The following is an 11,327-nucleotide window of genomic DNA, read 5'->3' as shown; positions in this document are numbered from 1 at the left end:
AGATGTTAAATTTAGCGCTAAAGCCAGGTCATATTAGCTTAAACGAACTACGCCAAGTGAGCCGTTCACCAGTCAACCTTACTTTGGATCCTGAAGCCATTCCGGCCATTGAAGAAAGCACACAGGTCGTAGACCGAGTCATCGCGGAAGATCGAACGGTTTACGGAATTAACACTGGTTTTGGGCTATTGGCTAACACACGAATAGCACCAGAAGATTTAGAAACACTGCAACGCAGTATCGTTCTCTCTCATGCGGCAGGTATCGGTGAGTTTATGTCAGATGAAACGGTTCGTCTGATGATGGTATTAAAAATCAATAGTCTGTCTCGTGGCTTTTCTGGGATTCGCCTAAAAGTCATTAATATGCTGACCGACCTAGTCAACGCACAAGTTTACCCTTGCGTACCTAAAAAGGGCTCTGTTGGCGCATCAGGTGACTTAGCTCCTCTAGCCCATATGAGCACAGTATTACTGGGAGAAGGACAAGCTCGCCACAACGGTAATATCATTTCCGGGCAAGAAGCTTTAAAAATCGCAGGTCTAGAGCCTATCACTCTGGCGCCAAAAGAAGGCTTAGCGCTACTAAATGGGACTCAGGCATCCACAGCGTTCGCATTGGAAGGCCTGTTTATCGCGGAAGACCTTTTCGCGTCAGCAACCGTTTGTGGTGCAATGTCTGTTGAAGCCGCTCTCGGCAGCCGACGTCCATTCGATCCGCGCATTCACCGTGTACGTGGTCATCGCAGCCAAATGGACGCAGCACTCGCATACCGTCATTTGTTAGACACATCGAGTGAAATAGGTGATTCGCACACTAACTGTGAAAAAGTACAAGACCCGTATTCTTTGCGCTGTCAGCCTCAAGTGATGGGTGCGTGTTTACAGCAAATCCGCAATGCGGCGGAAGTACTACAAGTAGAAGCGAATTCCGTATCAGATAACCCGTTGGTGTTTGCTGAAGATGGTGACATCATCTCTGGCGGTAACTTCCACGCGGAGCCTGTTGCAATGGCAGCCGACAACCTAGCACTTGCGATTGCCGAGATCGGCAGCTTGTCTGAACGTCGTATGGCATTACTTATCGATAGCGCGCTATCAAAACTGCCACCGTTCTTAGTCGACAATGGTGGTGTGAACTCTGGTTTCATGATTGCTCAGGTTACCTCCGCTGCGTTAGCAAGTGAAAACAAAACACTCGCTCACCCAGCGTCAGTAGACAGCTTGCCAACATCTGCAAACCAAGAAGATCACGTCTCAATGGCAACATTCGCGGCTCGCAGATTGAAAGAAATGGGCGAAAACACTCGCGGTATTCTGGCTGTCGAATACCTCTCAGCAGCACAAGGCCTAGACTTTAGAGCGCCAAACAAGTCCTCTGAGCGTATTGAGATTGCGAAACAAATGTTGCGTGAAAAAGTATCGTTCTACGATAAAGATCGCTACTTTGCTCCAGACATTGAACAGGCAAATACTCTGCTTAAGCTGGCTATTCACAACACGCTCATGCCAGAGAGCTTGTTACCAAGTGTTCAATAACCAAGCATAACTGGATTTCATCGAATAAACAGATAATGACTTGAAGGCTCTACGTTCTGCGTGGAGCCTTTTTATATACGATTAAACATATTGATGGCACTATTTATGAACGCCTGTCTACTTTGATGGCTATACTTTACAAGATAGGCGAGCGAAAAGGTCGTTGTTTATTGTTTTCACAAATAAAAGCGTTGCTAAAGTATGCGTTTTTAACGGTTTATCCGCCGAAATAGTGTCTTATTGTTAGGATACGGTGAAGTTTTCACTGGATGGACCATTGCTACGCAGATATTCGCATATAATCCCACACAGTTTTGGTTACTACGTAAAAATTATGTTTCTAACACCTTATTTTTCAAACACTAATCACCAGTTTCAGTTCACTCGCGAACAAGCAAGCCACTTTGCAAAACGTGTCGCAGGTGACTACAACCCAATTCATGATGAAGACAACAAACGCTTTTGTGTCCCTGGGGATTTACTTTTCGCTGTGCTTCTCAGTAAAGAAGGCGTTAGCCAAAAGATGCGTTTTAACTTCTCTGGCATGGTAAACGATGGTGTAGCACTTCATATTGAAAATAAGTGTGACAAAGAAAGCGCTGTTGTTGACGAGGCAGGTAAAGAATACTTACACATGTCCCGTGAAGGTGAAACTAACCACGATCCGGCATTTATTGAGCATGTAGTGACAAATTACGTGCAATTTTCTGGTATGAACTTCCCTCACATCATGGTTCCTCTTATGGAAGAGAAGCAAATGATGATCAACTGCCAGCGTCCATTAGTTATTTATGAAAGCATGGAAGTCGAATTTTCACGCTTAGACCTTACGCATCCAGAGGTGGATTTCACTGGCGCAACATTCGACGTAGAAGGAAAACGAGGTGTAGTCACCTTAAACTTTGCGTTTAAAGAAGACGGTGAAGTCGTTGGTAAAGGTATTAAGCGCATGGTTGCAAGTGGCTTGAAGCCATATGACCAAGAAGCGGTTGATGACCTTGTACGCCGCTTTAATGAACGTAAGGATGCATTCCTAGCAAAGTTCGTTAAGGCAGCCTAGTAGACTGCCCTATCAGAAGCGCACAAAAAACGTGTTTACTAAAAGAAAGCCCAACGTCGACCGTTGGGCTTTCTTTTTATGTCTCATCCAAACAAAACTAAACGCAATGCTTAGAGCCAACGACGAACATGGTTTTTATAATCCACATACTCTTCACCAAACAATCGCTCTAAAACGCGTTCCTCAGGCTTGATTTGAAACCGATTCATATAACTGACAAATATCACGCCACAAAGCACCACACTCAAGTGCTGCCACCACAAACCAGTTGCTATGATTAGAAGCAATAATGCCATGTACATAGGGTTGCGTGAAAAGGCAAACACACCAGTTCTTACAACAGAAGATGCCGCTTCAGGTTTTACTGGGTTCACTGTGGTTTTTACTTTGCGAAATTCATACACGCCAGCAATGCCCATGTAGCCAGACAACAAAGTTAATACACCTACTACAAATTCAACAAAGGGTACTCGAATGTTCATGCTCGGCGTCAAAACTTTAAGTCCGTACATCAAAAGTATGACTAGCAAAAACACCACAACAGGTGGGACTTTGAGTTCAAGTTTTCTCAAGATTCATATCCTTTGAAAGGGTCTAAATACGGTTTCTAAAAAGCCCAGTAAAACTGGGCTTGATCTAGTCCGATTACAACAAAGTTAACAATGCCTGAACGGGATGCTTGGGCTTCGTTCCTTCAAAGCGTTTCACTTGGCTGCGGCAAGAATAGCCTGTAATCAAACATCTCTCGTTATCCAACTTATCTAAGCTTGGCTTCCAGCTTAAATTGTAAATATCTTTCGACATCGACAACTTATCAACCTCATGACCAAACGTACCCGCCATACCACAACAACCAACAGGTACCGTATTCAAAACTGCACCAAAGTGAGCAAAAATAGCGCCCCACTCTTTTTCCGCATTTGGCATTTTGGTTTTCTCAGTACAGTGCGCAAACAGATACCAAGGTTCCTGCGCCTTATGCTCTCCGCTTTCAAACGCTTCTAGTCTTGGGTAAAGCCATTCGTGGGCTGTTAGTACATCGAAATTACCTCGCTTACTGCCAAGCACTTCAGCGTATTCATCTCGATAACACAGCACCAAAGCAGGATCGACGCCAACTAATGGAATATCCAGATCCGCTACCATCGCCAAGAACTTCGCTGTGTCGGCTGCTGTGTCCTTAAACTGACGTAAAAACCCTTTAATGTGTTGTGCTTTACCATTCGGCTTAAACGGCAGAAGCACCGGATTCATACCCAGCTTTTTCAATAACTTAACGAAGTCTTCAACGACATCAGCGTCGTAGTAACTAGTGAATGGGTCTTGAACAATTAAAACATGCTTGCTCTTTTCAGACGAAGACAAACCACTGAGCGCTTGCAGATCATAAGGCGTTGTCAGCGACTCTACTCGTTGTTTCAAGGTGGGTACTGATAACAACGGCGCATCGACATACCCGACCGTAGATGCCGTTAAACTTTTCACCCACGACTGCTTCAAAACACCATTTACGACACCTGGCGCTTTCGCCATCATCGGCAGCATAGTCTCAATGTTCGCAACCAGATAGTCTTTTGCAGGACGTTGGTAACGAGAGTGATAGATGTTTAAAAAGCGCGAGCGAAAGCTCGGAACATCGACTTTAATCGGACACTGACTCGCACACGCTTTACACGCCAAACAACCATTCATCGCTTCATACACTTCGTGAGAGAAGTCATACTCGTGACGACGATTGATAGAATGACGTACGCGGTCAATCATGGTTTTGATTGATGTTTTGTTTTCTAGTGTTTGTTTTTCTAAGTCAAGAATATCAATGCCTTGCTCAGTAAGCTGACGCAACCACTCACGAACCAAACCTGCACGACCTTTTGGTGAATGACGACGATCGGCTGTTACTTTCATCGATGGACACATTGGCGAGCTGGTATCATAGTTAAAACACAAACCGTTACCGTTACATTCCATCGCTTGTTTAAAGCTGTCACGTACTTGAACGTCAATCTGACGGTCATAGTAACCACGTTTGGTATCGGTAACTTTGACAAGCTCTGCATCACTATCCAGCGGTGTACAGATTTTGCCCGGGTTCATTTTGTTGTGTGGATCGAATGCCGCTTTCACACGTCTCAGTTCAGTAAACAACTCGTCGCCGAAAAACTCAGGGCCATATTCTGAACGGAAACCTTTGCCGTGTTCACCCCACATCAAACCACCGTATTTCGCCACCAGCTTGACCACTTCATCAGACACTTCGTGCATCAATGCTTCTTGGTGCGGGTCACACAAATCCAACGCAGGACGTACGTGAAGCACCCCAGCATCGACGTGACCAAACATGCCGTAATTCAGAGACTTGCTGTCTAACAGTTCTCGAAACTCTACAATAAAGTCCGCCAGGTTTTCTGGTGGCACACAGGTATCTTCAGCGAATGCGACCGGTTTAGCACGACCTTTTGCTGCGCCTAACAAACCCACCGCTTTTTTACGCATGTTGTAAATACGCCCAATGCTCGCTACATCGTTACAAACTTGGTAGCCGATAATGCCCGCTTCTTCTGTTTCCAACATGGTATCGAGCTTGGCGGTCAACGCTGCAACCTGAGCAGCAACTTCCTCTTCGTCCTGACCTGCGTATTCCACCATATTGATGCCAAGCATCTCTTTATTTGGAACATCGGTAAGTAAATCGCTCACGGTGTGCCAAACGATATCTTGCTTCGCGAGATTAAGCACTTTTGAGTCAACGGTTTCTACAGACAGCGCTTTCGCTTCTACCATAAACGGTGCATTACGCAGTGCAGAATCAAAGCTGTTGTATTTAACGTTAACCAACGTACGCGCTTTCGGAATTGGCGTCAGGTTCAGCTTTGCTTCGGTAATAAATGCCAATGAACCTTCCGCGCCGCAAAGTACTCGTGTGATATCGAAACGGTCACCGTCTTCATTCAAGGCATTTTTTAAATCGTAGCCCGTTAAAAAGCGGTTAAGAGGAGGAAACTTATCTACGATCTGCTGGCGTTTTTCACGACATACGAATTCCGTTACACGTAGCGCCTTGGCAGCAAACTCGTCTTCTTTTGGGTAGCCGTTGGACAGGTCTGATTCTAAAACTGAGCCATCAGCAAACACCGCTTGTAGCGACAAAACATGATCGGATGTTTTTCCGTATTTCAGAGAACCTTGACCAGAAGCATCGGTGTTGACCATGCCGCCAATCGTTGCACGGTTACTGGTAGATAAGTCTGGAGAGAAGAAGTAGCCATAAGGGCGAACTGCGTCATTTAACTGGTCTTTCACTACACCAGTTTGTACACGAACCCAGCCTTCTTTCTCATTAATCTCAAGCACTTTGTTCATGTGGCGAGACATATCCACCACAATACCTTTGGTTAGCGACTGACCATTGGTCCCCGTGCCGCCACCACGAGGTGAAAAGGTAATTCGTTCGTACTTTTCTTTATTGCTCAGTTTCCCGAGGAGAGAAACATCTTCTGTCGTTTTGGGATGAACGACAGACTGAGGAAGTTGCTGGTAAACACTGTTGTCAGTGGCAACCGCTAGTCGACTTGAATATTGGCTTTCGATATCACCAGTGAATCCGGCGTGCTCAAGCTCTTTCAGAAAACTAAGAACAAGAGGATCGACATCAGTTTGCGAGTGTAATCTTGGTAACATTTGCTTCCTGCCCCTACGACGCTGATCCGATCAGCTGCGGGTTGTGTAATTATTTGCTCACTTCTCATACAAATTGGCGCTAAGCGAAAAAACACCACAAAAGAGTTAGTGAAGTAATATTCTTTGAATTTCGTCACTTTACAACATTTAAAAAGACGAGCAAATCAGAATCTCGATACAATAATTAAACTTATGCTTTATTTTTTCACGCTTGATGCCTTACATTGGGGAACGAATCGCGTTTCTAGATGAGTTTTCAGAATGAAAAAAAATAAAATTGTGACCACTGAAGATATCCTTCTCAAACTTTGCCAGTCTGTTTCTGGCGTACTTACTTCGGCGACATCTTCTCAAGTAAATTATTCAGCAATGGTGCAAAAAATCCACAAGACTAGCCTCAAACCAGATTTTGGCTGTTTTGTTCTGTTTGATGGCGGATTTACCGGGCTAGTTGTGATTAATTTTACGGCAAAAGCCGCACTGGAGATCTACACCAACTACATGCGTAATATGGGCATGCCAGAAGAAGAACTGGCAATATCTCATACTTCTGACGAGGTAGGCGATGTTCTGGGTGAACTCATGAATCAACTGGTCGGAGACTTCACTAATAAAATTCGTAAAGACCTGCAAACGAACATCACACAAAACCAACCAAAAATGCTGGCGCTGAATAAGCAAGTTATCTTACAAGTTGATACCAACCTTGACCGCCCTCAAGCGCGCAGAGTGACGTTCTCCACCGAAAACAACAATATTTTCTATCTCGAGCTAGCAATGGATAAAACTGAGTTCATCCAACTGGAAGAGTTTGAAGTTGCTGAAGACGAAAACCCAGACGACATTTTAGAGGCAACACGTAAACAGTTGGCTGAGAAAGAATCTAAATCGTCGGGATCAAACGATGATGCCGATGACTTGCTCAACCAGCTCGGGTTGTAATTCTAACGAATCTTAATGAAGAATGGCTTCTTAGACACAAGTACGGCTTCATACTGATTACGACGAACTAAAACGCCAGCCTCGCTTAATGCGAGGCTTCTTTTTATGTGCAGAAATTATCTTCAGTCCCACCTTGTATTTCGTTTTTATGTCAAAAAAGGTAATATATCTGACTTCATAAATTTTCTGCTTTCGTTACTGGTTGTCGATGGATAAACAAAAAGCTCTGAAAAAAATCGCCAAGTGCTTAGAACTGGGCAATTCCGCTAATGTTAATGAGGCTGCCAATGCTATCAAAATGGCACATCGCCTCATGCTTAAATATGGTCTCGATAAAGACGATATTGAGTTCATCAGAATGGGAAAAACACAATCTTCTCATCTGCTACCAGCGAACATCAGTTCTACCATATTGCGAGTGATTCGCGGCATTAACACAAAATTCGGTGTCGAAGCAGTATTGTTGAATCACAAAGGGCTCAAACGTGTCGAATTTATCGGTGAAGCAGATCGCGCTATTTTTGCTGCATTTGCTTTCGATATTGTTTATCGCGAGATGAACGAAAGTACCGGACAATTCCGAAACAGCTTTGCTGGCACCGGCACCTCTTCTCAGGAAGTGACTCGCCGTGTGAACTCATTTGTATCTGGCTGGGTGGAAGGCGCGATTGAAAAATTGCCAATTATTTCTCCAGATGAAGAGTCGGCCAATAAAATTAATGACTATATTGATAAAGAATTCCAAAACATTGACCGCGAAACGTTCAAGAAGCAATTGAAAGAAGCGATGAAAAACCTAACTGAAGACTACGAAGTGGGCTTAAAGAAAGGTAGAAAGGTTTCAGTTAACCGTGGAGTGGGCGGCGAACAAGCACGCAAAATGTTGGGCGATTCATCGAAATAGCCAGAATAGTAAAGGATTCACATAAGCACCCATGACTTCGATGTCTATAGGGCTTACTTTGAGAGCTTTGGCAGTATTGATAGGAATTTTCTTACAGAAACTCTTATCAATCTTACTTTCTCATAACAAATATTAATGCTTGTTTATTCATAATTCGCATCCCATTATGAGGCATGGTTTCGCCTCAGTTTTATACGGAGATTTTCCCTTGAAAAAGATGCCTATTGCACTAGCTCTAGTGCTAGCTCTTACTGGCTGTCAAGCCACTCAACGCCAAAATGCAACAACGGGTGAATACGAAACTAACTCCACCACGCAAGGCGCGCTTATTGGTGCGATCGCTGGCGCAGCAATCGGCCTAGCAACGGGTGATGATGCTAAAGAACGTCGTCAGCATGCACTCATTGGTGCAGCCGCAGGCGGAGCGACTGGCGCTGGCGTTGGTTACTACTTTGACCAACAAGAAGCGGAATTACGTCGCGCTTTGCTAAACTCTGGCGTACAAGTTCAGCGTGTTGGTGAAAATCAGCTTTTACTGCGTATGGAAAACGGTATCGGCTTCTCTTCAAGCTCTTACCAGCTTGATGCTAGTATCCATAACACTCTACGCGGTGTTGCTCGCATCCTAGTTGAGTACCCAGATACCAGTCTCGTTATTGACGGTTACACGGATAGCACAGGTAGTGAGTCATACAACCAAACGTTGTCAGAGCGCCGTGCAGAGTCCGTACGTCAATTCCTAGTATCTCAAAACGTTGCACCTGGTCGTGCAATTGCACGCGGCTACGGCGAACGTAACCCAATTTGCTCAAACCAAACTTCTGAAGGTCGTGCGTGCAACCGTCGTGTTGAAATCCAGATCTTGCCACTGAAGTAATTTGGTTGCACCATAACGGTAATAATAAAAAATTACCGGAGCAGGCCTAACCATTATCGTTAGGCCTGACATATTAATGTCTGTCAAAACGTCTGCCCTACTCTGCTTATTTAGCCTCAGCTTTTCTGGCTACTCACTTGCCTCTCAAGCTCCAAATGACCCCATCGAACAATACGAGTACGCACAACAATTATTGGCATCAAACGAAGCTGAAGCCTCACCAGAAACGCGCTACTGGCTAGAGCAATCCGCCAACCAAGGTTACCTCCCTGCACAAAAACAGCTCGCGAACGACTTTGCTAAAGGGATAAATGGCGAAAAAAATGAAACACAAGCGTTATATTGGCTAACCTCTATCGCACTCAATGACCCAACCGATCGTGGCTTTCTTCTCGCCGATTTTATTCAGCGCAATCCAGATAAGGTCACAACTTCTCAATTGACTGAAGCCTTGTATCAAATGGCTTCTCAGCATAATCCAGCAGCAGAACAAGCTTATAATCAACTGTTAGAGCAGCGCTTCAACCAACTGCGAGCTAAACAAGTCTCGCAAATAAAGTCGCTCGATAAAAAGGCTGAGCAAGCACAGGAAGAGAAAAGCACAGTTGCAAACCCCAAAGTAGAACACTCGCAGTTTTTATGGCTGATCTGGCTAGCGGCGATACTCATCATCAGCGGCTTAAGTTTTCTCGTAATCAAGAAACTTAAGCAGAATAGAAAAGCGCTTGAAGCCAAAGAGGAAAGCCAAAATCAACGAATGGCGAAAAAAATAAAAGAGCTAGAGTTTACGAACAAGCAACTGAAACGCCAGCTAGAGAAAGTATTCAAAGAGTTTAAGAAATCCAAAACCCAGGCAGAGAACCATAAGCTAAGCGTCGCGTGTGCTATGTTTGGCTACACACCACAACACATCCCTGATTTACAAGCAATCAAGCTACGCTATAGACAGCTATCAAAGCTTTATCATCCTGACACAAGAGGCAGTGAAGAAGAAATGAAGCGACTCAATCATGCCTTTAAGCTCGTCTCACAAAATGTTACAAAACAGTAAAAATAGGTTAGGATACTTTGGCTAGCATGCTTTTAGACCTATATAATCAAGCGCCGCAATCGATCTCCCTCTCAAACAAATTAACAGACATTTAACTTAAGTCGCGCTTTTATGCCATAATGCCCGGCGCAAAATAACACCTAACGACTCAAATTAATCTAGGTGGGGAGAAAATCAATGTTCACTGAAGAAGGCACCTGTGATTGGTGTAAAAAACCTAGCCTTGTAACTCGTCACGATTATTTAGATGGCAAGCACCACTACTCATGTAAAGCTTGCTACGATATGGCGAAAATCGACGTGCGCCTATTTAACCAAGGCGAATTACAAATGCGCGAACGCTTGCAACGAGCGAGCTAAGCAAGACGGAATCAACGGAACTGATTTTCAAAGGCGCCTTTTAAGGCGCTTTTTTGATCGCCCAAGCCTATTTCCAATCTCTATCTCGTATTCCCTCCTATCTTACATAGCACGTCGCATCGGTTATCAGCCCTCTCCCACTGTATACAAACCATTGTCCGTGAAAAACACCTGTATATACAGTAGTAAACCCCTGTATGTCTCTCGTCCAGTTTTCTACTCACCTCACATTTTTAAATTGATGTTAGACATATCAAAAATGAAAAACAACCACATAAATTCAATTACTTAGAATCAAATCCTTTTATTTCCTTCTCAAAAAACCGCAAATAACTTTTGAGAAACTGGTTGATCAGGTCACCAAAACAAACTACTGTATACACATACAGCATGTATAAAGGAACAGTAAGATGCAGTTACAAAGTCAATCTCATACATACTCTCGTTACAACGTATTGGCACAAGCAACTAAGCCCATGGCCGTTTCGGATCAGCTTCTATCTAAGCTGGCTGTTTTATCGCAGCAGAAACAATGGATTTTGTTTACAGCAGACTGCCCTCGTCCAGACTTTGAACAACTCACTGCTTCTAATATTTGCTGTAAAAACGTTATTCAAATGAAGCCCTCTCAACAGCTTTCAGAAGTCGAGATCGTGATCAAAGCCATCCGATCAGGCAATGCCAGTGCTGTTGTTGCATCAAATAAAATTGCACTTATGAATCAATCTATGTTGCGCGACATGGCGCAGCGCTATCAGTGTGAAGTCTTTTTCGTCGAAGGCAGAGTTAATAAGTACCACTAATAAGTTCGACGTTATCCATCCTGCATCTCGCCTCCTTTTTAAGGGGGCATTTTTTTGTATTAAAGAAAACAAGCAAACGTTTGCTTTTTCTCTGGCGAGTTAAAATAGTTC

At 44.0% G+C, this 11,327-nt stretch carries 10 protein-coding genes; 8 read left to right on the top strand and 2 right to left on the bottom strand.

What is annotated here, in order from left to right; genetic code table 11:
• The first annotated feature begins 2 nt into the window (after window positions 1-2).
• Both hutH and H9L11_RS13185 read left to right on the top strand, forming a co-directional pair.
• Window positions 3-1,538 (top strand): histidine ammonia-lyase, encoded by a 1,536-nt coding sequence (gene hutH / locus H9L11_RS13190; protein ID WP_054866110.1) that lies wholly within the window; start codon window positions 3-5, stop codon window positions 1,536-1,538.
• A gap of 334 nt (window positions 1,539-1,872) precedes the next feature.
• On the top strand, window positions 1,873-2,598 hold the full coding sequence (locus H9L11_RS13185) for a DUF3581 domain-containing protein (RefSeq protein WP_017821813.1): 726 nt from the start codon (window positions 1,873-1,875) through the stop codon (window positions 2,596-2,598).
• Window positions 2,599-2,708: 110 nt separating this feature from the next.
• On the opposite strand, the gene H9L11_RS13180 is transcribed toward H9L11_RS13185, so the two are convergent.
• A complete protein-coding gene (locus tag H9L11_RS13180) occupies window positions 2,709-3,170 on the bottom strand; it encodes an isoprenylcysteine carboxylmethyltransferase family protein (protein WP_054576439.1) in 462 nt (153 codons plus the stop codon).
• 73 nt (window positions 3,171-3,243) lie between these two features.
• Window positions 3,244-6,279 carry an FAD-binding and (Fe-S)-binding domain-containing protein gene (locus H9L11_RS13175; protein ID WP_005377952.1) on the bottom strand — a complete coding sequence of 1,012 codons (3,036 nt, stop codon included), beginning with the start codon at window positions 6,277-6,279 and terminating at the stop codon, window positions 3,244-3,246.
• 261 nt (window positions 6,280-6,540) lie between these two features.
• On the opposite strand from H9L11_RS13175, the gene H9L11_RS13170 reads away from it, so the two are divergent.
• From H9L11_RS13170 to H9L11_RS13145, 6 genes are all read left to right on the top strand, one after another.
• Window positions 6,541-7,221, top strand: coding sequence for a DUF3334 family protein (locus tag H9L11_RS13170; RefSeq protein ID WP_005388843.1), 681 nt, complete (start codon window positions 6,541-6,543; stop codon window positions 7,219-7,221).
• Between the two features lie 208 nt (window positions 7,222-7,429).
• Window positions 7,430-8,125 carry a DUF2786 domain-containing protein gene (locus tag H9L11_RS13165; RefSeq protein ID WP_005377954.1) on the top strand — a complete coding sequence of 232 codons (696 nt, stop codon included), beginning with the start codon at window positions 7,430-7,432 and terminating at the stop codon, window positions 8,123-8,125.
• Window positions 8,126-8,342: 217 nt separating this feature from the next.
• Entirely contained in the window at window positions 8,343-9,002 is a 660-nt protein-coding gene (locus tag H9L11_RS13160) for an OmpA family protein (RefSeq protein ID WP_005377956.1), read from the top strand.
• 76 nt (window positions 9,003-9,078) lie between these two features.
• Window positions 9,079-10,053, top strand: coding sequence for a molecular chaperone DnaJ (locus H9L11_RS13155; protein ID WP_017634859.1), 975 nt, complete (start codon window positions 9,079-9,081; stop codon window positions 10,051-10,053).
• 177 nt (window positions 10,054-10,230) lie between these two features.
• Window positions 10,231-10,413, top strand: a complete 183-nt coding sequence (locus H9L11_RS13150) for a hypothetical protein (protein WP_005377960.1) — start codon at window positions 10,231-10,233, stop codon at window positions 10,411-10,413.
• Between the two features lie 410 nt (window positions 10,414-10,823).
• Window positions 10,824-11,216 carry a SulA-like leucine-rich domain-containing protein gene (locus H9L11_RS13145; RefSeq protein ID WP_005377962.1) on the top strand — a complete coding sequence of 131 codons (393 nt, stop codon included), beginning with the start codon at window positions 10,824-10,826 and terminating at the stop codon, window positions 11,214-11,216.
• Window positions 11,217-11,327: the final 111 nt, after the last annotated feature.

The organism is Vibrio sp. sp1 (assembly GCF_016920955.1).
GTDB classification, from domain to species: Bacteria; Pseudomonadota; Gammaproteobacteria; order Enterobacterales; family Vibrionaceae; genus Vibrio; species Vibrio alginolyticus.
Note: the sequence above shows the minus strand (reverse complement) of the source record. Positions and strands in the feature narration are given on the sequence as shown.

Excerpts from the sequence above, each read along its gene's own strand:
- hutH (WP_054866110.1), top strand. The coding sequence starts at position 3 with ATGTTAAATTTAGCGCTAAAGCCAGGTCATATTAGCTTAAACGAACTA.
- H9L11_RS13185 (WP_017821813.1), top strand. The coding sequence starts at position 1,873 with ATGTTTCTAACACCTTATTTTTCAAACACTAATCACCAGTTTCAGTTC.
- H9L11_RS13175 (WP_005377952.1), bottom strand. The coding sequence starts at position 6,279 with ATGTTACCAAGATTACACTCGCAAACTGATGTCGATCCTCTTGTTCTT.
- H9L11_RS13170 (WP_005388843.1), top strand. The coding sequence starts at position 6,541 with ATGAAAAAAAATAAAATTGTGACCACTGAAGATATCCTTCTCAAACTT.
- H9L11_RS13165 (WP_005377954.1), top strand. The coding sequence starts at position 7,430 with ATGGATAAACAAAAAGCTCTGAAAAAAATCGCCAAGTGCTTAGAACTG.
- H9L11_RS13160 (WP_005377956.1), top strand. The coding sequence starts at position 8,343 with ATGCCTATTGCACTAGCTCTAGTGCTAGCTCTTACTGGCTGTCAAGCC.
- H9L11_RS13155 (WP_017634859.1), top strand. The coding sequence starts at position 9,079 with ATGTCTGTCAAAACGTCTGCCCTACTCTGCTTATTTAGCCTCAGCTTT.
- H9L11_RS13150 (WP_005377960.1), top strand. The coding sequence starts at position 10,231 with ATGTTCACTGAAGAAGGCACCTGTGATTGGTGTAAAAAACCTAGCCTT.
- H9L11_RS13145 (WP_005377962.1), top strand. The coding sequence starts at position 10,824 with ATGCAGTTACAAAGTCAATCTCATACATACTCTCGTTACAACGTATTG.